The organism is Mycobacterium sp. URHB0044, from assembly GCF_000620625.1.
Lineage (GTDB): Bacteria > Actinomycetota > Actinomycetes > Mycobacteriales > Mycobacteriaceae > Mycobacterium.
The window spans coordinates 303375-326893 of sequence record NZ_JIAW01000001.1 but is presented as its reverse complement, the minus strand read 5'-3'; the positions used below and the strand labels follow the sequence as shown (position 1 = coordinate 326893).

23 protein-coding genes are annotated in these 23519 nt (G+C 65.5%); 9 read left to right on the top strand and 14 right to left on the bottom strand.

Translation table 11 applies throughout. The annotated features are described in order from the left end of the window. Positions 1-77 precede the first annotated feature (77 nt). Positions 78-587 carry a nitroreductase family deazaflavin-dependent oxidoreductase gene (locus tag N536_RS0101570; protein ID WP_029112005.1) on the top strand — a complete coding sequence of 170 codons (510 nt, stop codon included), beginning with the start codon at positions 78-80 and terminating at the stop codon, positions 585-587. Here N536_RS0101570 and N536_RS0101565 read toward each other — a convergent pair. From N536_RS0101565 to N536_RS0101545, 5 genes are read right to left on the bottom strand one after another with little or no spacing between them, the layout of a single operon-like run. Next, the gene (locus N536_RS0101565; protein WP_029112004.1) at positions 554-1393 is read right to left on the bottom strand and encodes an SDR family NAD(P)-dependent oxidoreductase; all 840 of its coding nucleotides are present in this window, start codon (positions 1391-1393) and stop codon (positions 554-556) included. The two genes, N536_RS0101570 and N536_RS0101565, sit on opposite strands and share 34 nt — an antisense overlap. Further along, positions 1383-2627, bottom strand: coding sequence for an NADH:flavin oxidoreductase/NADH oxidase family protein (locus tag N536_RS0101560; RefSeq protein WP_029112003.1), 1245 nt, complete (start codon positions 2625-2627; stop codon positions 1383-1385). Before N536_RS0101560 ends, N536_RS0101565 begins: the two co-directional genes overlap by 11 nt. Then, positions 2624-4090 carry a class I adenylate-forming enzyme family protein gene (locus N536_RS0101555; RefSeq protein ID WP_029112002.1) on the bottom strand — a complete coding sequence of 489 codons (1467 nt, stop codon included), beginning with the start codon at positions 4088-4090 and terminating at the stop codon, positions 2624-2626. The genes N536_RS0101560 and N536_RS0101555 overlap by 4 nt, the downstream gene beginning before the upstream one ends. After that, the gene (locus N536_RS0101550) at positions 4087-5004 is read right to left on the bottom strand and encodes an alpha/beta hydrolase (protein WP_029112001.1); all 918 of its coding nucleotides are present in this window, start codon (positions 5002-5004) and stop codon (positions 4087-4089) included. The genes N536_RS0101555 and N536_RS0101550 overlap by 4 nt, the downstream gene beginning before the upstream one ends. Continuing rightward, complete coding sequence (locus N536_RS0101545; protein ID WP_029112000.1) at positions 5001-5966, bottom strand: enoyl-CoA hydratase/isomerase family protein; 966 nt, start codon at positions 5964-5966, stop codon at positions 5001-5003. Before N536_RS0101545 ends, N536_RS0101550 begins: the two co-directional genes overlap by 4 nt. Before the next feature lie 116 nt (positions 5967-6082). Here N536_RS0101545 and N536_RS0101540 point away from each other — a divergent pair, with 116 nt between their 5' ends. Next, the gene (locus N536_RS0101540; protein ID WP_029111999.1) at positions 6083-6781 is read left to right on the top strand and encodes a TetR/AcrR family transcriptional regulator; all 699 of its coding nucleotides are present in this window, start codon (positions 6083-6085) and stop codon (positions 6779-6781) included. A 9-nt stretch (positions 6782-6790) separates the two neighbouring features. Here N536_RS0101540 and N536_RS0101535 read toward each other — a convergent pair whose 3' ends face one another. Together N536_RS0101535 and N536_RS0101530 are read right to left on the bottom strand one after the other, a co-directional pair. Continuing rightward, entirely contained in the window at positions 6791-7501 is a 711-nt protein-coding gene (locus N536_RS0101535) for a TetR/AcrR family transcriptional regulator (protein ID WP_029111998.1), read from the bottom strand. Between the two features lie 104 nt (positions 7502-7605). After that, positions 7606-9381, bottom strand: coding sequence for an acyl-CoA dehydrogenase (locus N536_RS0101530; protein WP_029111997.1), 1776 nt, complete (start codon positions 9379-9381; stop codon positions 7606-7608). 111 nt (positions 9382-9492) lie between these two features. Between N536_RS0101530 and N536_RS0101525 the strand changes: the two genes are divergently transcribed. Genes N536_RS0101525 through N536_RS0101515 form a run of 3 tightly spaced genes read left to right on the top strand, consistent with a single transcriptional unit; the run spans position 9493 to position 11689 of the window. Beyond that, on the top strand, positions 9493-10077 hold the full coding sequence (locus N536_RS0101525) for a TetR/AcrR family transcriptional regulator (RefSeq protein WP_029111996.1): 585 nt from the start codon (positions 9493-9495) through the stop codon (positions 10075-10077). Positions 10078-10136: 59 nt separating this feature from the next. Beyond that, positions 10137-10646 (top strand): SRPBCC family protein, encoded by a 510-nt coding sequence (locus N536_RS0101520; protein ID WP_029111995.1) that lies wholly within the window; start codon positions 10137-10139, stop codon positions 10644-10646. Further along, positions 10646-11689: an LLM class flavin-dependent oxidoreductase gene (locus N536_RS0101515; RefSeq protein ID WP_029111994.1), complete on the top strand. Its 1044-nt coding sequence runs from the start codon at positions 10646-10648 to the stop codon at positions 11687-11689. The genes N536_RS0101520 and N536_RS0101515 overlap by 1 nt, the downstream gene beginning before the upstream one ends. Positions 11690-11693: 4 nt before the next feature. On the opposite strand, the gene N536_RS0101510 is transcribed toward N536_RS0101515, so the two are convergent. The 5 genes from N536_RS0101510 to N536_RS0101490 form a co-directional block, all read right to left on the bottom strand. After that, the gene (locus tag N536_RS0101510; RefSeq protein WP_051574145.1) at positions 11694-12542 is read right to left on the bottom strand and encodes an alpha/beta fold hydrolase; all 849 of its coding nucleotides are present in this window, start codon (positions 12540-12542) and stop codon (positions 11694-11696) included. Next, complete coding sequence (locus tag N536_RS0101505) at positions 12539-13537, bottom strand: NADP-dependent oxidoreductase (protein WP_029111992.1); 999 nt, start codon at positions 13535-13537, stop codon at positions 12539-12541. Before N536_RS0101505 ends, N536_RS0101510 begins: the two co-directional genes overlap by 4 nt. 168 nt (positions 13538-13705) lie before the next feature. Then, positions 13706-14626 carry a short-chain dehydrogenase/reductase gene (locus N536_RS0101500; protein ID WP_029111991.1) on the bottom strand — a complete coding sequence of 307 codons (921 nt, stop codon included), beginning with the start codon at positions 14624-14626 and terminating at the stop codon, positions 13706-13708. Between the two features lie 74 nt (positions 14627-14700). Continuing rightward, the gene (locus N536_RS0101495) at positions 14701-15846 is read right to left on the bottom strand and encodes a zinc-binding dehydrogenase (protein ID WP_029111990.1); all 1146 of its coding nucleotides are present in this window, start codon (positions 15844-15846) and stop codon (positions 14701-14703) included. 50 nt (positions 15847-15896) lie between these two features. Then, on the bottom strand, positions 15897-17405 hold the full coding sequence (locus tag N536_RS0101490; protein WP_369798361.1) for an amidase: 1509 nt from the start codon (positions 17403-17405) through the stop codon (positions 15897-15899). 95 nt (positions 17406-17500) lie between these two features. Between N536_RS0101490 and N536_RS0101485 the strand changes: the two genes are divergently transcribed. The 3 genes from N536_RS0101485 to N536_RS0101475 all read left to right on the top strand — a co-directional run bounded on the left by N536_RS0101485 (position 17501) and on the right by N536_RS0101475 (position 20256). Further along, entirely contained in the window at positions 17501-18079 is a 579-nt protein-coding gene (locus N536_RS0101485; protein WP_029111988.1) for a TetR/AcrR family transcriptional regulator, read from the top strand. A gap of 239 nt (positions 18080-18318) precedes the next feature. After that, positions 18319-19176 carry an oxidoreductase gene (locus tag N536_RS37070; RefSeq protein ID WP_051574144.1) on the top strand — a complete coding sequence of 286 codons (858 nt, stop codon included), beginning with the start codon at positions 18319-18321 and terminating at the stop codon, positions 19174-19176. Between the two features lie 495 nt (positions 19177-19671). Continuing rightward, positions 19672-20256, top strand: coding sequence for a hypothetical protein (locus N536_RS0101475; RefSeq protein WP_029111987.1), 585 nt, complete (start codon positions 19672-19674; stop codon positions 20254-20256). 33 nt (positions 20257-20289) lie between these two features. Here N536_RS0101475 and N536_RS0101470 read toward each other — a convergent pair whose 3' ends face one another. Both N536_RS0101470 and N536_RS0101465 read right to left on the bottom strand, forming a co-directional pair. After that, on the bottom strand, positions 20290-21240 hold the full coding sequence (locus N536_RS0101470) for an alpha/beta hydrolase (RefSeq protein WP_051574143.1): 951 nt from the start codon (positions 21238-21240) through the stop codon (positions 20290-20292). A 69-nt stretch (positions 21241-21309) separates the two neighbouring features. Beyond that, entirely contained in the window at positions 21310-22347 is a 1038-nt protein-coding gene (locus N536_RS0101465; protein ID WP_036434956.1) for an NADPH:quinone reductase, read from the bottom strand. Positions 22348-22684: 337 nt separating this feature from the next. Between N536_RS0101465 and N536_RS0101460 the strand changes: the two genes are divergently transcribed. Then, a complete protein-coding gene (locus tag N536_RS0101460; RefSeq protein ID WP_029111984.1) occupies positions 22685-23509 on the top strand; it encodes an SDR family oxidoreductase in 825 nt (274 codons plus the stop codon). Positions 23510-23519: the final 10 nt, after the last annotated feature.

Here is a 23519-nt window from a genome sequence, read left to right as displayed (position 1 = left end):
TCTCCCCCGACGCCGGCCGCGGCGGCATCTTCCAACGCTTCGTCCCCGAAGCCCTCGCCTTCCGGGAGGCGTGACACATGGCCGCCTCCAAGAAGACTGCCCTGCTGGATTCGGCGATAGCCACGGCGGTTACCCGGTACGCCAGCAAGGCGAACACTTGGTTCTATCGCCGCACCGGCGGACGAGTCGGCGGCAACTTGCGACTCGGCGCCGGATTCCGCAAACCGGCACCGACACTGCTGCTCGAACACCAGGGCCGCAAGTCTGGCAAGACCTTCGTCTCACCGCTGATCTACATCGCCGACGGCAACGACGTGATCGTCGTTGCGTCAGCTGGAGGACGGACGGAGAACCCGCAGTGGTACCGAAACCTGCTGGCACATCCCGATGTCTACGTCCAGATCGGCCCCGACCACCGGGCCGTTCGAGCCGTCGTCGCCAACGCAAGCGAACGGGCGCGGCTCTGGCCACGCCTGGTGGACGCCTACGCCGACTACGACTCGTATCAAAGTGGGACCGAGCGGGAGATCCCCGTGATCATCTTGCAGCCGCGCTATCGCTTCTCGAGCGTGGCGAGGGCGCGCTGAACCTTCGCGTCTCCCGCGAGTTTCGCGTCGGAGAGCGGCCCCGCCACGCCTCGAAGCGCGGCGACCGGCTTCCAGCGACCGGGAACCATGATGGAGGCTTTTCTGCGTTCCAGCCCGTCGACGATCGCGTCGGCCGCCGTAGTCGGTTGGATCCGCTTCAGGATGAACTTCGGCATCGCCGACAGCAGAGCCGATAGGTGGGGATCGGCGTCGATGCCCTGCCGGATCATGTCGGTCTCGATCAGCGAGAAGTACGCCGTCATGGCCGACGCTCCGTGGCTTGCCAGCTCGACGCGAAGGCCACGACCGAGCTGCTCGACCGCAGCCTTGCTCATCGCGTAGGGAATGGCACCCGCCCCGTTGAGGTAGGCGAACACCGAACTGATCAGCACGATCTGGCCACGGCAGCTGATCACCGACTCCAGCGTCGCAGCCACGGTATTGACGACTCCCGCGACGTTGACCGACATGACACCCGCCACTTGGTCGGGGGTGAGCGTGCGGAACGTGCCCCCACGGCCGAGAACACCGGCGTTGGCGATCGCGACGTCGACCCGACCGAACTCCTCGTGTGTTCGAGCCACCGCCTCATGGAGGGAATCCAGCTGGGTGACATCGCATTTCAGCGCCAACGCTTTGCCGCGTGGGAGCGTCGCCACTACCCCTTGCGCTGCGGCTGGATCGACGTCCGCCAGAACGACTCGGGCTCCGCGTCGGGTCAGTGCGGTGGCGGTTGCGGCGCCAAGGCCGCGACCGCCACCGGTGATGAAGACGACCTTGTCGGCGAGCGAATAGTTAGAGGCCACGTTTGCGCCCGATCGATACGGTGCCGTTGCGTCGCAGCATGGCGATCGTGGTGGCAATCCGTCCGCGACCGAGGTCGGGTGCGAGGCCCGCGCCGACGCGATGCAATTGGTCGGTGTGCCAGGAAATTTCGAGAATCCCGTCGACCGACTTGAGGTCCATGAACCGGCCCAGGACGCGCCGCATTCCGGCCCGCACGTGATGCGAGGGCAGAGACTCGGCGCGCCCGGCGAGAATGACGTCGGCGGCGTCGGTCGTGGTCGCAGCGGGCCGGCCCAGGCCGACGACGTCGCACTCGCCGCTGTCCACCGCGTCGTTCATGGCGACCCGGGACCGGAACCCGCCGGTGACTGCGAGCGGAATGTCACCGGCCACGCTGCGCACGGTGCGGGCATACTCCAAGAAGTAGGCCTCTCGTGCGCGGGTGCTGTCGGCGGCCTTGCCCATCATGGCGGGTTGTTCGTAACTGCCGCCGCTGACCTCGATCAGGTCGACGCCCTCGTTCGCCAACGCCGCGACCACTGCGCGGGATTCCTCTTCGGTGAATCCGCCCCGCTGGAAGTCGGCCGAGTTGAGTTTGATGCCCACGGCAAAGCTCGGTGACACTCTGGCGCGGATGCGCCGCACGACTTCGAGGACGAAGCGCATCCGCCGCTGCGGGTCGCCGCCCCACTCGTCGTCGCGCTGGTTGGACAACGGCGACAAGAACTGCGCGACCAGGTATCCGTGCGCGCCGTGGATCTGCACACCGTCGAAGCCCGCCGTCTCACACACCAACGCGGCGGTGGCGAAACGCTCGATGATGTCTTCGATCTCATCGGATGTCAGCTCCCGAGGGGTGGCCGCACCGGGGAAGTTCAGCGGCACGGGGCTGGGTGCCACCGGAGTATGCCCGATGTCGAGCGGATTGGACTGGCGCCCCGGGTGATTGAGCTGCACCCAAATCGGAACACCGGCGTCCTTCGTGGCCTTGGCCCAGCGGGATAGGGCGTCCAGGTTGCGTTCGTCCTCGATCACGACGTTGCCCGGCTCGCCGAGTTGCGTGTGATCGACCATGACGTTGCCCGTGACGATCAGCCCGTACCCGCCTTCGCTCCAGCTGGCGTAGAGCCGCTCGAGCCGCCGGTCGGGCGAGTTCTGCTTGTCGGCGAGCCCTTCGTTCAAGGCCGCCTTCATGATTCGGTTGGGCAACACCTGCCCACACGGCAGGGTCAGCGGGTCGTGCAGGGAAGTCATGAAGATGTTCCTCTCGGGTGTGCTGTGCGCAGCGGAGCCTTGTCCGTCTTGCCGACGGCGTTCTTGGGGATGGCGTCCATCACGGTGATCGACGTGGGGCGTTTGTAGCCGGCGAGCTTGCGCGCGCACAGTGCTTGCAGCGCTTCGGGATCGATGGTTCGGCCGTCTCGAGGTGCCACGTAGGCGGCGACTGTCTCGCCCCATTTGTCGTCGGGCACGCCGATCACGGCCGCCTCCAGCACAGCGGAGTCCTCGGTGAGGACGTCCTCGATTTCCTTGGGGTAGATGTTCTCCCCGCCGCGGATGATCATGTCCTTGGACCGGCCCACCAATGTCAGGTAGCCGTCGGCGTCGAGGTGGCCGACGTCGCCGGTGTGCAACCAGCCCCCGATGATGACGCGCGCGGTTTCATCGGGGCGGCCCAGATAGCCGCGCATGACGTTGGGGCCGGCGATGATCACCTCACCATCGACGCCGGTCGGTACATCGGCACCGCCTTCGTCGACGATGCGGATGCGCTGACCCGGGAACGCGACCCCCACCGTGCCGGTCCGGCGTTCGCCGGCGACCGGGTTGATGGTGGACGCACACGTTGCCTCCGAAAGACCGTAGCCCTCGATGAGGGGGAATCCGTACCGAGCCTCGAAGCGGCGCAACAATTCCGCGGAGGCAGGAGCCGCACCACAGATGCCGAACCGCACCGACGACATGTCGGGGCGAAAGTCGTCCGGCGACGCAGCGAGCAGGGTGTAGATCGTGGGCACCGCAGAGAAGAACGTCGGTCGGTGGTGCTCGACCGTGTCGAAGAACGTCTGCGGATCGAACCGCTCGGCGATGACGACACTCGCGCCGGCCAGCAGCGGCATCAGCACGCTGACCACGATGCCGTTGACGTGGAACAGCGGCAGGATCAGCAGCGACCGATCCGCACGCCCGATACCGAGCGCTTGGCATCCCATGTCGGCCATCGCATCGAGGTTGGCGTGATCGAGCATCACGCCCTTCGGCACGCCGGTGGTACCGCTGGTGAAGATCAACAGCGCCAGCGTCGACGGACCGACGTGCGGTGACAAGTCGGCCTCGAGACCTTGTTGACGCAAGTCACTCACGGTCAGGGTGTGCACGATGCCGGGACCGGGCGCGCCGTCCTCGGCGACGAGTACCTGCGCGCTCGCCGCCTCGAGCTGCCGGACGACCTCGGCCTCGGTGAGGCTCGGGTTGACCGGCGTGACCGTGGCACCCAACCGCCACGACGCGAACATCACCACCACGAACTCGACCCGGTTGCGCAACTTGATCGCAACGACGTCGCCGGGACCGATGCCAAGCTCGTGGAGCTGACCGGCCACGGCCCGCACCCGCCGCAACAGGACAGCGTTGGTCAACGACGCGGTCGCATCGGATACTGCAAGCCCATCGGGGTTCGCCTCGGCGCGCGCGTCCGGTAGTGAAGCAAGTGTCATCGCGCTGCCCCCACCGGCTGCAGTTGACGGCTGAGGAACTCGACTTGATCGCGCACCAACGCCTCGAATGGCTCGCCGAGATAGAAGTCGAAGTGACCGGCGTCGTAGCGTTTGATCTCGCCACGGGGGGCGGTGCGCGCGTATCGCAAGGTTTGGGCAGGAGGCGTCACGCTGTCGGTATTGCTGACACAGAACAGGATTGGGAACTCGATCTTCCTTGCCGCCCGTCCGGGCCGGTACGTCGTCCCCGTGGGAGCGAATCGCGCCGCGACCTCGTTCCGGAACGTCGACTCCGGCGGCACCAGCGCCTCGTAGCCAGGAAGGGCGTCCGGCGCATTCATCAGGGCCACGGAGCCAGGGGGCCCGGCGAGTGGAATCATCACCGGAGGCCTGCGCAGGACCATGGAAGCGAGGTCCTTCGCGACGACGGGCAAGGTCTTCAGCGATCCAGCGGGGCCCAGCGCCAGCGCGGAGGCAACCCCGTCGGTGAACGGGCACTGTGCCACCGCTGCCTTCAGCTCGGGATGACGGGACGCCACGGTGATGGCATGGCCGCCACCGAAGGAGCTGCCCCAGACGCCAATTCGGGTGCCGTCGACATCGGGGCGATGCTTCACCCAGTCGATGGCCGCGTCCCAGTCGGCGAGCTGCCGCTTGATTGACAGGAGCTGGCGCGGATGCCCGCCACTGTCGCCGAAGTGGCGGTACGTGAAGGCCAGGGCCGCGATGCCAGCCTGCGCGAACCGTTCGGCGAAGGCGTCCAGGCGCATCTCGCGGATGCCGCCGAGGCCGTGGCCGAGGATCACCACGGGCGGCGCCGTGACACCGGTGGGTAGGTAAAGCCAGGCAGCACAGCGGTCTTCGCCAGAAGTAAACGTGACGTCGAAACGGGTGAAGGGTGGCGCGGTGCTCACTTCTTCAGCGCCCCGTTGGTGCTACCGACCCTAGGCACCCGGCCCGCTTCGAGCGCCTGCGCGTAGGTGTCCGGGCGGTACAGGGGAAGCTCTCCGGTGGCGTCGGTATCCGAAAGGTATTGACGCATCAGCTCTTGACCGGCCTGGGACTGGTCCGCTGGGAAGAACTCGGTCCGCTCGACGTGCAAACCGTCGGCCAGCGCCATCGAACCACCGAAGTACACCGCCCTCTTGATGCCTTCGACCGATCCCTTGGTCCGCTTGCCGAAGTACTCGGCCAGCTCCGTCGCCCGCACAACCACCTCGTCAGGCGCTACCACGTCGTCGACGGCGCCGTTGGCCAGCGCCTGCGCGGGTGTAAACGGCTTGCCCTCGAGGATCGCGACCAACGACTTGTGGGTGCCGATCAGCCGCGTGAGTCGTTGGGTGCCGCCGCCCCCCGGCATGATGCCAAGCAGAACTTCCGGCTGGCCGATGAAGAAGTCACCGTCGGCCATGACGCGCAGATCGCATGCCCAAGCGAATTCGGCTCCCAGGCCCAGGGCGGAACCGTTCAGTGCCGCAACGAAGATCACGCCGCTGGCGTTCATCTTCAAGAAGGTCTCATGCAAGCGGTCGAGCTGACCCGCTCCGCTCAGTGGTGTTTTGTCCACCACAGGTCCCGGGATACCGGCGCGGTCGATACCCCTGGCCACCCGCAGAGCGGCCGCGGCGCCCCGTCGGCCCAGCTTTGGCTTCACGGCCCCGGCTTCCTGCAGCCAGCGCACGTCGGCATGGCTGACGAACCGCCCGGGGCGCGCGCCGGTGAACACGACGGCATGGACGCTTGAGTTGCGGCCGACGCGGTCCACCAATTCGTCGAGCTCATTGGCGATTTCGAAGCCGAACAGGCTGTGCGGGCCACCGTCGACCCGCACGATCAAGGTGGTTCCGCGATCCTCGATGTCGAGGTGATGTGTCATGGCTGCCGCCTTCGTGGAGTTCGTGAGTGGACTATGCGATAACGAAGTTATGCGGATACTATAACCAAGTTATCCCACCTGTGGCAAGGGTCACGTAGAGCGGAGTCACCGAGAACATGGCGTCGGACACGTCGGGACACTCGACACTCGACGGCGTGCCGGACCGGCTCGTTCAGGCCGCCATCGACCTCCTGGCGGAGCTGGGTCCGTCGGCAATCAAGGCGCGTTCGGTGGCGTCGGCCGCAGGACTCTCGACGATGGCCGTCTACCACCACTTCGGGGGGATCCCCGAGCTCACCCGCGCTGTCATCGACCGCGGATTCGACCACTTGAGTTCGGCGTTTTCCCAACTGCCCACGACGGATGACCCGATCGCGGATCTGGCCCTCCAGGCAGTGGTGTGCCTTCGGGTCGCCCGCGAGAACCCGCACCTCTACGACTTGATGTTCGGACTATCGACCCGTGCGACGTACCGACCGCTGACCGATCCGGACGTCCGAATGAGTGGAGGTGCACCGGCCTTCCAATGTGTCTTCACTCATGTCGCGCTGGCGTGCGCACGGCTGGTGAGCTCCGGACGGATCAGGCCGCAAGATCCCGACGTGGTGGCCGCTCAGTTGTGGAGTTTCGTGCACGGCTTCATCACCCTCGAACTCGGTGATCACTTCGTGCAATTCCCGGACACCGTCAGGCAGGTATTGCTGCCCCTCGGCGTGAATCTCTCGGTCGGACTAGGTGATACACGGGAGCGCGCCGAGGCCTCGCACGAAACCGCCGCGCGCCTCTACGAGACGATGACCTCAGGCGCGCAGTGACGTGAAGGCTCACGCGGAGCCCTTGGTCACCTGCTGTATCGCATCGATCGCCGCGGCATGAGAGGCGTTGGCGGCGTTCGGTTCACCGCCGAGTCCGACGAAGATGTTGACCATCATCGGCTGTAGAACCTGCCGGACGGGATCCGAGAACTGGACGAAGTGATCACCCAGTTCGAGCGTGATGAATCCGTGGACGGCGCTCCAGAATTGGGGGGCGATGGTTTCGGCATGTTCGTCGCTGCGGATGCGGCCACTGCTCACCAACTGGGTGCATGCCTCGACCAGGCTCGCGTAGATCGTTTGGAATTCCCCCGAACGTCCGCTCGGGACGGAGCGTGCGGTCTGTTGCGGCCGATAACTCCCGCGCGTCGACAATCCGAACATCAGGTCGTAGAGGTGGGGATTGTCCTGCGCGAATCTGCGATGCGCCAACGCCATCGCGAACAACGCGGTCACCGGGTCGTCGCTTGACGGTGCGTCGAGGAACGCGCGACCCAGGTCCTGGAACCCCTTGTCGACGACGGCTTGCAGGAGTTCGGGCAGTCCGCCGAGGTGGTAGTACACCGCCATCGTCGAAACCTGAGCGGCCTCGGCGACCGATCGGGCCTTTATCTCCGACGGGCCCTTCTCGGCGAGCAACGCCGTGGCCGCCTCGACCAATCGCTCCACGACCTGCTCCGGCGCCAGCCGTGCCACGGCCTCCTTGCGGGGTTTCGGCATGCGCCGCGCACCTCCCAGCTAGACGGCCCAGAACTCGTAAAACGAGGTTACAAGCACCGTCGCGAGGCCGTCCAATGGCACTCCGTGCCGAACCGCCGCTCCTTTCAGAACCAGCTAGCTTGGGCCTCGACGGTTGTGCGGTCAAGGCGGGCCAGCAGATCGAACTGAGGGCCGACCTTCGGTAGCTCGTAGGCGTAGAAATACTGCGCTGCCGCGCGCTTTCCGTCGTAGAAGTCGCCGTGATGGTCACTGGCGGCGATCAGCTGCTCGAGCCAGATCCATGCCATCACGACGTGCCCGGCCGCTTCGAGGTAGATCGTCGAGTTGGCCAGGGTGGTGGCGACATCGCCTGCTCCCCAGAGGGTTGCGGTGACGTCGACCAACCGCTGCACGGCGAGGCGCAAGTCGTTCGCGTACGCCGCGGTGTCGTCGGACTCCAGTGCCTTGTCGATGGTCTGGTTGATCCGCTCGGCAAGTAGGGTCAACCCGGCGCCGTCCTGCATCACGACCTTGCGGCCGAGCAGGTCGAGGCCGTGAATGCCGTGCGTGCCCTCGTGGATCGCGTTGAGCCGGTTGTCGCGGTAGTACTGCTCGACGTCGAATTCCTTGGTGTACCCGTACCCACCGTGTACCTGGATGGCCAGGCTGTTGGCCTCCACGCACCACTGCGAGGGCCAGCTCTTGGCGATCGGGGTGAGGACCTCCAGCAGCAGATGCGCGCGGTCGCGGTCGGCGCCCGTGGTGGTGCGCTCCTCGTCGACGAGCGTCGCGCAGTACAGCCCGAGCGCCAACGCGCCCTCCACATACGACTTCTGCGCCAACAGCATTCGCTTGACGTCGGCGTGCTCGATCAGCGCCACTGGCGGACGGCTCGGATCCTTGGCATCGACCGGCCGGCCCTGAGTGCGTTCCTTGGCGTAGGCAAGCGACGCCAGGTAACCGGCGTACCCGATCGCCATCGCCTGCATGCCCACCTGGTTTCGAGCCTCGTTCATCATGTGGAACATGTAGGCCAGGCCCTTGTGCTCCTCACCGACGAGGTAGCCGACGGCGCCGGGTTCGTCGGCGGCCGTGAAGCTGCCGTCGCCGAAGTTCAGCAACGCGTTGGTGGTGCCGTGGTTGCCCATCTTGTGGTTCAGGCTGACCAGGGCCACGTCGTTGCGAGTGCCGTCGGGCAGGATCTTCGGGACGATGAACAGCGAGATGCCCTTCACGCCCGGGCCGCCGCCTGGCGTCTTCGCGAGCACGAGGTGCACGATGTTCTCGGTCAGCTCGTGGTCGCCGCCGGTGATCCACATCTTCGTGCCCGTCACGCGGTAGGTCCCGTCGTCCGCGGTGACGGCCTTGGTCGTGATGTCCGCCAACGACGAGCCGGCGTCCGGTTCGGACAGGCACATGGTGCCGAAGTAGCGCCCCTCGAGCATCGGGCGTACCCAGGTGTCGATCTGTTCCTCGGTGCCATATTCGGCGAGCAGGTTGGCGTTGCCGATGGTCAGGTTCACATACGCCGTCGTGCTCGGGTTGGCCGCACGGAAGAACGACAGCGACGCCTGCGCCATCACCATCGGCAGCTGCATTCCGCCGATCTCCTCGTCGAAGGAGCCCGCCATCAGGCCGGCTTCGGTGAACGTGTCCAGCGCGCTCTTGACCTCGTCGATGATTACGACCTTGCCGTCGGGCCCGATCGTCGGCTGGTTCTGGTCACTCTTCTTGTTGTGTGGCGCAAAGCGTTTCGTCGCGATATCGGCCGAAAGGTCCAGCACGGCGTCGAACGTGTCCCGGGAGTGTTCGGCGAAGTGGTCGTGCTTGGTCAACGCGACGACGTCAAGCCACTCATAGAGCAGAAAGTCGACATCGCGGCGCGAGAGGAACTCAGCCATGTCGGTAAAGGCCTTCCGATTCGATATTAGCGATCGCTCATTTTATGAGCGCTCGCTAATAATGCACTTCGCGTCGGTAGGTGTCAAACTCGTGTAGGATCACCGACCGTCATGACCATCGATCGAGGCGCAGATTCCGCGGCGGCGGAGCGCATGCGGCGGGCCGCGATCGACGCGTTCGCGGAGTCGGGCTACGGCGGCACCTCGACGCGGCAGATCGCCAAACGCCTCAACATGAGCGCGACGGCCATGTACCCGCACTACCGCTCCAAAGAGGAACTCCTCTACGCCATCGCCCTCGAAGGCCACGGCAGCCTGCTGGCCGCGCTGAACGAGGCCGACTCCCCCACGGCGAGCTTCACCGATCGGTTGCGCGCGGTGGTGGCCGCGTTCGCCTCCTGGCACGCCGAGAACCACAAGCAGGCCCGCGTGGTGCAGTACGAACTGCATGGCTTGACGCCTGCCCACTACCGCAAGATTGCGCCGTTGCGTCATCAGGTGACCGACGTCATCACCGAAATCGTCGCCGGCGGTGTCGCCGCCGCCGAGTTCCACGTGGACACCGTCGACGAGGTCGTGATGGCCATCTCGTCGCTCTGCGTCGACGTCTGCCGGTGGTTTCCATCCAAACAACATCGCGACGCACACAAGCTCGGCGAGGTCTACGCGAGAATCGCCGAACGACTGGTGAGCTGAGCTCGAACGCGACGACCAAAACCGGCGAGGGTGGGGTAACTTCGTTATAGAGTCGGACCATGGAGTGGACCGGCGCGCGCTACGCGGACAAGCCGACTGCGGAAGTGCAAACATGGATCGACGCGCCACCAGATCGGGTGTGGCGCCTGGTCGCCGACATCTCTTTGATGCCCGAGCTCAGTGACGAGCTGCAGTCGGTCGAATGGGTCTGCGACGAGGGATCGCCCTCGGTTGGCGCGACGTTCCGCGGCCACAGCAAGCACGATGCCCTTGGCGAATGGTCCACCCTCTGCCACATCGTCGAATGCGAGCCGAATCGCGTATTTGCCTGGGCGGTAGAAGATCCCGACGAGCCGACCGCGACATGGCGGTTCACCCTCGTACCTGAACGCGGCGGAACCTCTCTTACTCAGTGGATGCAGATGGGCCCCGCCCGCTCCGGTCTCAGCTTTGCGATCGACGCGATGCCCGACAAGGAGCAGAAGATCGTCTTCGTCCGGATGCGCGAGTTCGAGCAGTCGATGACCCGCGTGGTGGCACAGATCAAGGCGATGGCCGAGGACCAATGATGCGCGTCGCAACCACGGTGGAAGCCAGCCAGCAGCCTTGGCAAGAAACCTGCGAGTTCGTCGTCGAGGCAGAGAAACTCGGCCTCGACATCTGCTGGGTCGCCGAAGCGTGGGGGTCCGACGCCCCGTCAGTTCTCGGCTTCCTCGCGGCTCGGACCGACCGACTGTTGCTGGGATCGGGAATCTTTCAGGTCGGCATCCGCACCCCGGTCGCGATTGCGATGACCGCCCTCACGCTGGCCCGAATCTCCGACGGGCGGTTTCTGCTCGGACTCGGCTCGTCGGGCCCCCAGGTCATCGAAGGTCTGCACGGCCAGCCCTTCGCCGCCCCGCTGACACGAATGCGGGAAACCATCGATGTCATCCGCCAAGCGTTCGCCGGAGACAAGATCGATTACAGCGGCAGCCAATTCACGATTCCCCGCCCCGGCGGCCACGGCCGTCCGATGCGCTTGTCACTTCCCCCCAATCGCGACATCCCCATCTACATCGCGTCGATGTCGCCCAAGATGCTGGAACTCACCGGCCAAGAGGCCGATGGCTGGCTTGGGACCAGCTTCGTGCCGGAGGGCTCCGATGCGTACTTCGCACACCTCGACGCCGGCCTGGCTGGCTCCGGCCGTACCCGCAGGGATCTCGACGTCTGCCAGGGCGCGGAAGTGGCGATCCTCCGCGACGACGACGCAGTCGCCGCGCACGTCGAAATACGCAAGAAGGAACTGGCTTTCAGCCTTGGTGGGATGGGATCGTCGGGCGTCAACTTCTACAACAACGCCTACAGCCGGCAAGGCTGGGCCGACGTCGCCGCCGAGATCCGCGAGCGCTGGCAAGCCGGTGATCGCGACGGCGCGAGTGCGCTCGTCACCGACGAGATGGTGCTCGGCACGACGCTGATCGGCACGGAGGCGATGGTTCGTGACCGCCTGCGGGTGTGGCGCGACGCCGGGGTGGACACCGTCCGGCTGTATCCGGCAGGTGACTCCACCCACGAGAAACTCGACACGCTGGCACGCGCCATCGAATTCGTTCGCGCCATTGGGTGAGTCGCTACCCGAGGAACTCCAGCGCCTGTGGGACGAACTTCTCGTGCCACTGAAAGACGCCACCGTGGCCGGAATCCGGGTAGATCCGCAGCGAGGCGTTCGGTAGACGGTGGGCAAGGTCGAACGAAGCCCTCGTCGGGAGCATCCGGTCGTCTTCACCGTTGGCGACGAGTACGGGATGGTCGATCGCGTCCAGGTCCATCGGGGCTTGCGCGCCCCAGCGGTGAATCGCGAGCAACTGCGCGGCAACTCCGCGTGGCGAGGTGGGATTGACGCGGTCCTGCGAGCGTTCCGCGAGCCGGCCCATGTAGGCCGTCGCCGCCGCCTTGCCGTTGGCCGTCCTGGTGAAGAAGAGGTACGGCTTGGGGTCGCTGTGGGTGAGCAGCCCGTGCGCCATGTCGCAGAGGAGCCGCCTCGAGAACTTGCCGACGCCATCGCCGCCGGCGGGGCCCGTGCCAGCGAGGATGAGCCTGCGGACCAGTGCGGGCCGCTTCGTCACGATGGCCTGCGCGATGAAGCCGCCCAGCGAGAAACCCATGAGGTCGACTTGCTCGAGGCCTAGTGCGTCGATGACGGCGATCGCGTCGTCGGCCATGGCCGAAACCGTTGTGGGCGTGCGGCCTTTGGTGCCGCCGACACCACGGTTGTCGAACGTGATCACGCGCCGCTCTGATGCGATCCCGTCGATGACGCGGGGGTCCCAGTCATCGATGACGGCCGTGAAGTGATGCAGGAAGATCACGGGCACCCCGGTGTTCGGCCCGAACTCGCGGTAGGCGAACCGTGTGCCGCCGACCTCGACGCCCTTCGTGGGCGACGTGTTCGCACTTCTGATTTCGGTGTGCTGACTCATAGCGTGACGACGACCTTTCCGGCCTTGACCTTGCCGCTCTCGACGTAGGCGAGCGCCTCGAGGGTCTGGTCGAACGGGAACGTTCTGTCGAGAATCGGGCGCAGGTCGCCGGAGTCGTACAGGGCGGCGAGCCTGCGGAGCTGCGAACCACTGGCCTTCATGAAGAAGAACGAGTACCGCACCCCGCGCTTCTTGGCCGCCCCGCGGACCTTGCGGCTCAGGAACGACAGCACGAATTCGAAGGGCTTGGGCGCGCGGAGCTGTTTGGCGAAGCCGGCATCCGGTGGGCCGGCGACGCCGATCGCCAGGCCGCCGGGCTTGAGGACCGTCAGGGACTTCATCAGGTTCTCCCCGCCGAGCGAGTCCAGCACGACGTCGTAACCCGAGAGGACCTGCGAGAAGTCCTGCTTCTTGAAGTCGATCACGACGTCCGCTCCGAGGTCGCGGACGAGCTGCTCGGTCTCGGCGGTCGTCGTGGTCGCCACGTGAGCGCCGAGGTACTTGGCGAGCTGAATCACGGTGGACCCCAGCCCTCCGGCGCCCGCGTGTACGAGGACCTTCTGCCCTGGCTTGACCTGAGCCTTCTCGACGAGGATCTGCCAGGCGGCCAACGCGACCAGCGGCACGGCGGCCGCCTCCTGCAGCGTGAGTGACGCCGGTTTGAGTGCCACGTCGTTCTGATCGATCGCGATGTACTCGGCGAAGGTTCCGATCCGCAGATCGCGGGGGCGCGCATACACTTCGTCACCGACCTTGAAGTCGCGGACGGTCGCACCGGCCTGGGTCACCACACCGGCGACGTCGTGACCAATCACGAAGGGCGGCTTGTACTTCAGCAGTTGCTTGAACTCGCCGTTGCGGACCATCTTGTCCAGTGGGTTGATGCTGGCCGCGCTCACCTTGACCAGGACGTCGTTGCTGCCAACCTTCGGTTCGGGAACCTCGGTGGCTTGGATGGTGTCCTTGCCGTACTGCGTGACGACGAATGCCTTCATGTCCGTTCACTTTCATCTTCAGATCGAGCGGAGGCATGGGCGGTGGTTCGGCGTCGAGCGCCGGCCCAGCCATCCCTCCATGGCCATAACTTCGTTATAGACAACTGTAACTTCGTTATGGCTATTCCGCAATGGGCCCCGGGGTTCGTCGACGAGCTGTGCGGAGCGCTATCGAGCAGCGGTTTCGATCGCCGCAGGGCTGGGCGCCGAGGTTGATGGGCGTTGCGCAACCGGCACGATCTGGTCATGCCTTCCCAATGCCGCGACCTCGCGCTCGAGGGTCGGCGTCACCTGAGCCGCGAAGCGCCGCATCCACGGCCATGCCACCGGTGAGTTCAAAGCAGCCTTCGCCCAGTTGGCCACCACGACGGCGCGCGGCACGTACACGCGGCTGCGCCGGCGCGCCAGGCCGTTGACGATCGCCTCGGCCGCGCGGTCCACGCTCGTCGTCACGTTGCCGGGGTATGGCAGCCGCGCCCGCAGGCCCTGGAATGAGGGGATGTCCGCCTCGGCGCCGCGGACGAGGTCGGTGTCGATCCACGAAGGGTGGACGAGCCCGACCGTGATGCCGAGGTGCGCCACTTCCTGGCGGTAGGCCAGGGCGAGCATTTCGACGCCGGCCTTGCTGGCGGCATAGGAGGCCAGCCCGGCGATCGGCGTGAAGGAGATCGCCGAGGCGATGACCATCGCATGACCCCGGCTGCGCTCCAGGTGAGGCGTCGCGTACTTCAGGGTGCGGAAGACGCCGTTGAGGTTGATGTCCAGGACACGCTCGAACGACGCCTCGTCGGCCTGCCGCACGGTTCCGTAGGCGGCGACACCGGCGTTGGCGACGACGAAGTCGATGCCCCCCATGACCTTTGCGCAATCGTCGATCGCCGCTCGCAACGAGGCGCCGTCGCGCACGTCGGCCTCTCGCCACGATGCGCCTGCGCCCAGGTCATCGGCGAGGGCGCGCAACCGATCGGGCTCGAGTCCGATGAGGGCCACGCGGGCACCTCTCGCGGCGGCAAGGCGCGCCACCTTCTCCCCGATGCCGCGTGCGGCTCCGGTGATGACCAGCTTTCGACCCGACAAGTTACGACGCATGAGACGAATATAACTTCGTTATAGACGAAGTGCAATAGCGCACAGCCGGTTCAGCGTGTAGTCGACCCATTGGGTCAGCCGGCGTTCGGCGTAAGCAGGAACTTCTCCCCCGTCGCCTGCTTCACGTAGGAGTTGAACGCGTCGGGGTGCAGCATGCCCGCCAACGACACCTCCTGGGTGTACGAGCTCGCGAACGTCGTGGTGAGTTCTGCCGCTACCCGGGAGCGGAGCCGGACCAACGTCTCCAGACCGGCGCTCGCGAGGAAGGACGAAACCAGCCACCCGCCGACACCCCACGCCAACCCGAAACCCTTACCGAGGGTGACCGGGCGGGGGTCGAGGCCGCCGTAGATGTAGACCTGCTTGTGGACGGACGAGCCGTATGGCGAGTAGTCCAGTTCCGTCGTCGCCTGGGTCGCCCGCTCCATGGCGCTGAGGATCTGATTCGCGAGTGGCCCGCCGCCCGTCGCGTCGAAGGCCAGCGTGGCCGACGTCGCCTTGATGGCCTCGGTGAGGTCGGTCGCGAACGACGATGACGACGAGTTGCAGACGTGCACCGCTCCGAGCGATCTCAGGAGTTCCTCCTGCTCCGGCTTGCGGACGATGTTGACGAGCGGCACACCATCCTTGAGGCAGACCTTGACGAGCATCTGACCGAGGTTCGACGCGGCCGCGGTGTGCACCAGACCCGAATGACCTTCGCGGCGCATGGTTTCCACCATGCCGAGAGCCGTCATCGGATTCACGAACGACGAGGCTCCATCCTTGGCCGAGGCACCGTCGGGCAACACCAGACACGAGGCAGCGTCCACCAGTCGGTACTGCGTGTACATGCCGCCGCCGACGACGCCAACGGTCTTGCCGATCAAGGCCTGTGCCGCGGGCGACGAGCCAGCGGCCACGATCGTGCCCGCCCCTTCGTTGCCGACGGGCAGCGATACGTCGACTCGCGAAGCCAATCCGCGCTGAGTGCCCTCGATCAGCGGTGCGGTAACGACCGGGCGCTCGGGCGTGCCCGCGACCGTCGCGGAGTCCATGTCCGCGGTGGCGACGAGCACTCCCAGATCGGAGGGATTGATCGGTGACGCCTCGATGCGCACCAGCACCTCATTGGCGGCCGGGGTCGGAACCGGGACGTCGTGCAAGGACAGTTCGAGTTGTCCCTGCGATGTCACCAGCGAACGCAATTCCAGTCCACTATCGGGTAGATCGACGGCCATGGTGGTTTCCTCAATGTCGTTGTGGGTTCAGAAACTGCTGTGTGCGCGAATCAGCCCATGCTCGCCACATGCGAGCGGTACCGCGGCGGGACGCGGAAACCGCCGAGGATTTCGGTGAGCAGTGCTGCGAATTCGACGGTGGTGCGGTCTCCCCCGGCAGGGCCCATCGCCTGGATGCCGATCGGCAGGCCGGCGGCATTTGTGGTGATGGGCATCGTGGTCGCCGGAGCGCCGGCGATGTTGGCTACAGCGCTCCACTTGGTCTGATCCCAATACGAGTGGGCGACGCCATCGACGTCGATGACGCGACCGAAGCGGTCGTGGTCCTTGCCGTGGTGACCTGGTGCGGCGGTGGGTGTGACGGGCAGCAGCAGCACGTCGAATTCCTTGAAGAATCCGACCCAGCGCTGTGCGATCTCCCGTCGCGCCGCATCGCGGAACAACCAGGCCCGGTGGCTTTGGATCGTCCCGCGCAGAGCGGCGGACGCGTCACCGCGCGGGCTCATCAGCGACCGCAGGGCAAGCGCGCCCGCGAACTGCGGACTCATCGTGGACCGGTCGACCGAGAATGCGGCCATCACCAAGCTCAGGAACAGGTCGTGTGAGGTCGTGAGATCTACAGGGAGACTCGCGGGTTGCTCGACGACCGAAGCGCCGGCGTCGCGCAACGCGGTGACGGCGTCGTGGATGGCTCGGTGGGTGTCCCTGTCGACGGGTCCGGCGGGGTCGTCAACCCATACCGCGACCCGGAAGTCCTTGAGTGCCGTCGCGCGTGGCGGGGCAAGCGTGTAGGTGAATCCGCCGTCGGGGTTCAGGGGGCCGACGGTGGCTTCCAGCGCGGGGATGATGTCGCGGGCGCCACGCGCCTGCACACCGGCACAGGCCATGTCAGGCTCACCCCACCGCCCGGGATCGCCAGGGCCGCCGGGGATGTGGCCGGCGAGCGGAACCGACTGCCACGTCGACTTGTGGCCGTAGAGACCACAGAAGTGCGACGGAATACGAGTGGAGCCGCCGATTTCGGAGCCGTAGTCGAAGCTCGCCAGGCCCGCTGCGGTCGCGGCGGCACCGCCTCCGGCCGATCCGCCGGAGGTCCGCGACAGGTCCCACGGGTTGTTCGTCCGGCCGAACACGGGATTACTGGCTTGGACGTCGGCATTGCCCGTTGGCATGTTGGTCTTGCCGAGGATGATCGCGCCGGCCCGGCGCAACCGGGCGACGGCCTCAGCATCCTGCGTCGGCACGTAGTCGGCGAGGTCGGGCCGACCGCAGACCGTGCGCATCCCCGCCGTTTCGTAGCTGTCCTTGATCGTGATCGGCAGCCCATGCAGCGGGCCGAGCGCATCCCCCCGGGCGCGGGCGGCATCGGCTTCTGCGGCCGCGCGGCGCGCGGCGTCCGGGTCGACGGTGACGATCGCGTTGAGCGGCGTGTTGTGTTCCTCGATGCGGGACACATAGAGGTCGACCAGTTCGGCGCTGGACACCTCCTTGGCGTCCAGCGCGGCCAGTTGGTCGGTAGACGGCAACCAAGCGAAGTCATCGGGGGTTGAGGAGGGCACGGCCATCCCTTTCTCGTGGATCAATAACGCGGGTATACCGTTCGGTATACTTGACTACTTCGGACCATAGTAGACCGACTGGTATATTGCAAGGTATGCGCGTACGCGATCGACTCACGTCAGCCACGGCCACGTTGATGCAGCGCCACGGAGTGGCGGGCACCGGCATTGCCGAAATCTTGGCGGCAAGCGGCGTGACTCGGCGGTCGATCTATCTCAATTTCCCCGGCGGCAAGGCCGAACTGGTTGCCGCGGCCACGCGTTCGGCGGGAGACGAGATGACGACCATGTTGCGGGACTTCGTCGCGCAACCGGATCCGATCGCGGCGTTCACGCGCATGTGGAACGAAGTCCTCCTCAGTACTGACTTCGAAGGCGGCTGTCCGATCGTGGCAGCAGCATCCGGTCGCGATGAATCTCCCGAGGCCGCCAGGACGGCCGCCGAGGTATTCGCGGAATGGGCTCAGCTGCTTGCCGAGAGGCTGACCGACGATGGCGTGAAACCTGCTGCAGCCCAGTCACTGTCGACGACGATCGTCGCCTCGCTCGAAGGCGCCGTCATTCTCTCCCGCGCTGCGCGCTCCACCGAGCCACTCGAGCAGGTCTCCCATCACCTCGATGAACTCATCGCCGCCCACCGTCCGACTCAACGAGGTCGGCGCACGCGCAATTGAACCTCGGGCGGCGGGCGCGTGACTCAACAGCGCGGCCTTGGTGCCCATCCGCCAGCTAGAGAGTCATGCCGGAAGTACACCGATAGGTTTACACGCCGCGCAGAGGCGTGTATCGTCGGCTTTCACGGGTAAACCGATCGGTTTATCTGGAGTGGCGACGTCGCGTTGAGGTGGCGGTCGACCTGGCAAGCAGCCTCGTTCTACCTGTAGATCGATCGGCTTAGCGATGGGAGCAAATCATGGTCAAGAGACAACCCGTAGTGCTAGTCACGGGAGCCTCCTCCGGCATCGGCTCGGCTGCGGCCGCGGCGTTCGCCGCCAAGGGCTACGAAGTATTCGGCACCGGCCGCAACATCGGTCGGATCCAACCGACCGCCGGTGTGGAGTTCGTCCAGCTCGACGTCACCGACGACGACTCGGTAGCGAAGGCGGTTCAGACGGTGATCGACCGCGCCGGCCGGATCGACGTGCTGGTCAACAACGCAGGAGCACTTCTACTCGGTGGCGCCGAAGAGACGTCGGCTGCGCAGGCACAAGACTTGTTCGACACGAACTTCTTCGGCGTCGTTCGCATGACCAACGCCGTCCTACCACACATGCGCGCACAGGGCGGCGGACGCATCGTCAACGTGGGTTCGGTCGTCGGCTTCGTGCCGACTCCGTACAGCGTCTTCTATTCCTCGTCCAAATATGCACTCGAGGGCTACTCCCAAGGACTCGATCACGAATTGCGGGAGTTCGGTATCCGCGTCACGCTCGTCGAACCCGGTTACACCAACACCGCGATCGACTCCGCAGTATGGATGGGTGATACGCCAATCCCTGCGTATGCGGCTCGTCGGGCGCAGGCTCACCAAGAGATGACCGAAAGCATTGCCAGCGCAGACTCTCCCGAAACCGTCGCGGCTGTGATCGTCAGAGCGGCGTCAGCGAGTTCGCCCAAGCTGCGGTACCCGGCTGGCGGCTTCGCGCGCGTGATGACGCGCGTTGTTCGATATGCCCCTGCGAGCCTCTTGGACAGCGCGATTCGTCGCGCCACCAAGCTGAACAAGGCTGCCGTTACTCCAGGCACCACCACTGCGAACACTGCTCGCTAGGCCAGCCAGCGCGGTTGGAGGACCATCACCGGTCATCCACGCCACCAACGCCGGAACCGAACGGCAACCCGTCGCACCCCACAACCCGTCGCGGTCGATCTCGGCGACGATCTGCACGAGCTGACCGTCGATCGCGTTGCGCTGACCGATCAACTCCGACACCTCGTCCAACAACACATCAATAGGCTTGGGAGCGTTCACCTCAGGAGCGAAAGACTCTGCCGGCGAAGACATAACACCAGCAAAGCAGAAGCCACCGACAAAAAACGGACGCCCAAACCACGCGCGATCCACCCCGCGACTGAGCGGCCGAACGGGCGGCAGAGAGGCGGCCAACAAGGATCTGTTGTTATTCCTCCAAGGCCTGTAATGAGGCCGGCGGCAAGAGTTACATTGTCGAGGCGAGCCATCGCAGGGAAGCGGGCACGCCATGGCAGATCACGATGCTCGGACCGAACACGCCGAAACCGAGCCACGCCCTGCGGCGGCACGTTCGTGACCACCGAGCACTTCGCCCTGCAGGGAGCGCGCTCGTCGATGGTCGCAGAGGCGACTGGTCGAGCAACGATGTTCATCGGCGCGGTCAGCGGGGGCTTGGTCGCTCTAGGCTTGATCGCCACTGCCGCCGGCGTCACCACGGCGTTCTACGCCTTTGCCCTCATCCTGTCCCCCACACTGGCCTTCGTGGGTCTGGCGACGTTCAACCGGACGCTGCAATCCGGTGTCGAGGACTTGGCCTACGCAATCCGAATCGCGCGGCTGCGCGGCTACTACTTTCAGCACGCGCCGGAACTCGTCGACTACCTGTTCAGCGTCCCGCCAGAGGAACGGCTGCGGTTGCAGGGAATTGGGGGTGGGCGCTGGCAGATGTTCCTGACCATCTCGGCAATGATCGGGCTTGTCACGGCCGTACTGGCCGGCTCAGCGGCCGGGTTGCTGGCAGCCATCATCTCGGATCGCTCGCTCCCCGCGGCGCTCACCGCCGGTGTGTTGATGGCCATCGTCGTGTTCGCCGCACTGCTCCGCTTCCAGGTCACGACCTGGAAGCGGGCGGGGGCGGTGCTGCGCGACGACGTGTGAGCGACGGCCGCTGGAGCGTGCTATCCCACCTGCTCAATGCGTGGCCTTGCCCAGATGGGTTTCGAACCAACGAGCTGCGGCGGCGGTGACGCGATCCCGGGAAAGGTGCGGCCAGTACACCGCATAGTGTCCCCCGGAAATCATCACGAGCTCCTTGGGCTCAAGCGCCGCCTCGTAGGCTTCCAGTGCGAGCGAAGGCGGAGTGGTCTGGTCGTCGCTCGCGACGACCATCAGCAAGGGTGTCGGGCTGATGCGGCGCATGAACGGACGCACGTCATATGCCAGCGTCCGTCCCGTCGATCTGACGGTCACGCTGTTGATCCATCCATCGGCGGGGCCTTGCGGACCACCCACGAGGTACTCGTAGTCCGCACGATCCTCGAACAGGACGGGATGGTCAGCCGGATCGGTTGGCATCCGCACCAGCGGCACCCGGCCTGGCTCCTCACCGTTGAGCCTTCCCTGCCTGTCCAGGTTCACGCTGTGGTTGATCGCGGCGAGCCCGCCGTGGCCGCTTCCCAGTACGAATTGTTCGTAGCCGGAGATGAACGGCACCTGGCTCACGACGGCTTTCACCCGGCGGTCCATGGCGGCCACGACGAGCACGCTTGCCCCGCTGAAGCTTGAGCCCCACAAGCCGATTCGGTCACTGTCGAGCGCTGGATGCCGCTCCACGAAGGACAGGGCCATCTGCATGTCTCGGTCTTGCGCGACCGGGTCGATGTCTTGGCGCGGCTCCCCGTCGCTGCTGGCACACGTCCGCTGGTCGTACAGCAGCACTCCGAATCCCCGAGCGACGAAGGCGTCAGCGACGGTTTCGAGGCGGGTGATCGACGAGGTGAATCCGGGACTCATCACGATCGTCGGATGCGGCCCCTCGGAGTCCGGGGTCTTCACCCAGCCACGCAACGTGACGCCGCTGTCGGCCCGAAACTCGATGTCTACCTTCACCGATGTGGCTACAGCTTGTTCGTTGAGACTCATTTCTTCATTCCTCCGTTGTCGAGAGCATCGATAGAACTATTCGGTTCCAGCGGGTTTCGGGTAGGGCCGTCATGTGGACAGGTCAACGAGAACCTTGCCGGTGATTCCGGATTCCACTGCGCTGTGGGCATCCGCTATGCGCTCAAGCCGATAGTGGTGAATGGGCAACCCCTTGGCTACACCCACGCCGATCACTCCGGCTGCGAGTGCCCTGTCGATGGATGCGACGGCGTTGTCGAGAGCGGCGTCGGTCATCGTGTAAAGCAACACGAATTGCCAAGTGACGCTTCGAGTCATCTGGGATCGGACCGGCATGACCACCTCGTCCCCACCGTTGTTGGCGTAGACGACGACCAGCCCGTGCGGCGCGAGGACCGCGAGGTCCAGGCCGACGTTCGTGGACGGCGAGACCTCGACGACGATGTCCACCCCACCCGGTACGAGCCGCCGTATCTCGGCGGCAGCGTCCTGCGTGCGGTAGTTCACGACCATGCGGGCACCGGCGGCCCTCGCGAGGCGGGCCTTGGCGTCGCTGCTGACGGTCGTGACCACGCTCGCTCCGGCCCACGTTGCCAGCTGGATCGCCGCATTGCCGACGGCACCAGCTCCCCCGGCGACGAGCACAGTGACCCCTGCGAGCACCCCCGGTCCAAGCCGAGTCGGCCCTCCGGCTTGGAGTGTCAGCGCGTGATGCGCGGTGATGAAGGGAACCCCGAGGCTCGCGCCCAACTCGAGCGACGCCGTGTCGGGGAGGGGGCGGACGTGTCGGGCCGGAACCGTGGCGTACTCCTGCGCGGTCCCCTCCAAGCGCTTGAAGGCGACGAGCCACAACCACACCCTGTCCCCGGGCGCGAGGTGCTCGACGCCCGGGCCGACGGCGTCCACGATTCCGGCACCGTCGAGGTGCGGAACCTGAACCTGCCCTTCGGGGATCGGCATGTGGATGCCGCCGGTGCGGGTCTTCCAGTCGGTCGGGTTGACGCCCGAGTAGTGGATCTTTACCCGAACCTCGCCAGGGCCCGGATCGCGTGTGTGTCGGTCGACGATGCGGAGCACTTCGCGACCTCCGGTGACTGCGTAACCGGCGGCTCTGTTCAATCGAGACATGCACCCTGATCCCTTCGGCCGGGCCAATGTGGGCGTGGGGTCAATTTAGGCCGCCGACGCCTGACGCCGCTCGTGCAGAAACGCCAATCGCCCTCTGCGCGCTTGTGACGAGGTAACAATCGCCCGTTGGGGACAGTCACTCGGTGTCGGAACGCCGTATCCTTGATATTGCTTTCCCCACAAGGCAATTGGAAGCGATTGAGCCGACGAACTACTTTGGTGTAAACCGACCAGTTCACATCCGGATTGTGATGGGCTAGCTTTTTGGTACACCGATCGGTATGGTTCGTTGCAGTACCTCACCATGACCTGAAGTTCGACACGAGAGAAGAGAAACATGCCTTCCGTATTGGTTACCGGCGCCGGCAGGGGCATCGGTCTAGCGATCACCGAACACATGAGCCAACGAGGGTGGGACGTCTACGCCACCGCTCGATCCGACAGCGCCCTGAATAGCCTCGATCGGTTGTCCAATGTCCATCCGATTGCCCTCGACATTGCCGACAGGGCCTCTATTGCAAAGCTTTCCGACCAACTACCTTCCGCGTTGAACGGCGTCGTCAACAGTGCCGGCATCATCGTGAACGGACCAGTCGAAGGACTGTCCCTCGACGACTTGTCCCGCCAGCTCGACGTGAACGTGACGGCGCAGATCGGCGTGACACAGGCCGTCCTTCCCAAGATTCGTGAGGCCCGTGGACGCATCGTGTTCATGTCGTCGCTCAGTGGGTTGATCACCACCCCTGGCACCGGTGCCTACTGCGCATCGAAGTACGCCGTCGAGTCCTTGGCCGACGCGCTGCGCATGGAACTGCGCCCGTGGAAGATCCCCGTCTCACTCATCGAGCCGGGGCCGATCCGCACCGACATGTGGGGCGACATGCTCGACGAGCACGATCGCATGGTTGCGAAACTGACCGACGAGCACCGGGCTCTGTACGCATCACACCTCGCAGGGTCGCGAAAGCTACTGGGCCGCCTGCAGAAACTCGCCGCCGACCCCAAGAAGGTCACCAAGGCCGTCGACCATGCATTGACGTCGAAGCGACCCAAGCGTCGCTACATTCTCGATGCCGCCAGCCGTGCGCAGAAGGCTCTGGTCGCCATCTCGCCCACCGCGATCAATGACGCTGTCCTGGCGGCGGCCACCACGTCGAAGTGAGCAACAGCTC

Excerpts from the sequence above, each read along its gene's own strand:
- N536_RS0101515 (WP_029111994.1), top strand. The coding sequence starts at position 10,646 with ATGCGCGTCGCAACCACGGTGGAAGCCAGCCAGCAGCCTTGGCAAGAA.
- N536_RS0101540 (WP_029111999.1), top strand. The coding sequence starts at position 6,083 with ATGGCGTCGGACACGTCGGGACACTCGACACTCGACGGCGTGCCGGAC.
- N536_RS0101560 (WP_029112003.1), bottom strand. The coding sequence starts at position 2,627 with ATGACTTCCCTGCACGACCCGCTGACCCTGCCGTGTGGGCAGGTGTTG.
- N536_RS0101535 (WP_029111998.1), bottom strand. The coding sequence starts at position 7,501 with ATGCCGAAACCCCGCAAGGAGGCCGTGGCACGGCTGGCGCCGGAGCAG.
- N536_RS0101530 (WP_029111997.1), bottom strand. The coding sequence starts at position 9,381 with ATGGCTGAGTTCCTCTCGCGCCGCGATGTCGACTTTCTGCTCTATGAG.
- N536_RS0101495 (WP_029111990.1), bottom strand. The coding sequence starts at position 15,846 with ATGGCCGTCGATCTACCCGATAGTGGACTGGAATTGCGTTCGCTGGTG.
- N536_RS0101465 (WP_036434956.1), bottom strand. The coding sequence starts at position 22,347 with ATGTCTCGATTGAACAGAGCCGCCGGTTACGCAGTCACCGGAGGTCGC.
- N536_RS0101500 (WP_029111991.1), bottom strand. The coding sequence starts at position 14,626 with ATGCGTCGTAACTTGTCGGGTCGAAAGCTGGTCATCACCGGAGCCGCA.
- N536_RS0101555 (WP_029112002.1), bottom strand. The coding sequence starts at position 4,090 with ATGACACTTGCTTCACTACCGGACGCGCGCGCCGAGGCGAACCCCGAT.
- N536_RS0101570 (WP_029112005.1), top strand. The coding sequence starts at position 78 with ATGGCCGCCTCCAAGAAGACTGCCCTGCTGGATTCGGCGATAGCCACG.
- N536_RS0101505 (WP_029111992.1), bottom strand. The coding sequence starts at position 13,537 with ATGAAGGCATTCGTCGTCACGCAGTACGGCAAGGACACCATCCAAGCC.
- N536_RS0101470 (WP_051574143.1), bottom strand. The coding sequence starts at position 21,240 with ATGAGTCTCAACGAACAAGCTGTAGCCACATCGGTGAAGGTAGACATC.
- N536_RS0101545 (WP_029112000.1), bottom strand. The coding sequence starts at position 5,966 with ATGACACATCACCTCGACATCGAGGATCGCGGAACCACCTTGATCGTG.
- N536_RS0101510 (WP_051574145.1), bottom strand. The coding sequence starts at position 12,542 with ATGAGTCAGCACACCGAAATCAGAAGTGCGAACACGTCGCCCACGAAG.
- N536_RS0101460 (WP_029111984.1), top strand. The coding sequence starts at position 22,685 with ATGCCTTCCGTATTGGTTACCGGCGCCGGCAGGGGCATCGGTCTAGCG.
- N536_RS37070 (WP_051574144.1), top strand. The coding sequence starts at position 18,319 with ATGGTCAAGAGACAACCCGTAGTGCTAGTCACGGGAGCCTCCTCCGGC.
- N536_RS0101485 (WP_029111988.1), top strand. The coding sequence starts at position 17,501 with ATGCGCGTACGCGATCGACTCACGTCAGCCACGGCCACGTTGATGCAG.
- N536_RS0101525 (WP_029111996.1), top strand. The coding sequence starts at position 9,493 with ATGACCATCGATCGAGGCGCAGATTCCGCGGCGGCGGAGCGCATGCGG.
- N536_RS0101520 (WP_029111995.1), top strand. The coding sequence starts at position 10,137 with ATGGAGTGGACCGGCGCGCGCTACGCGGACAAGCCGACTGCGGAAGTG.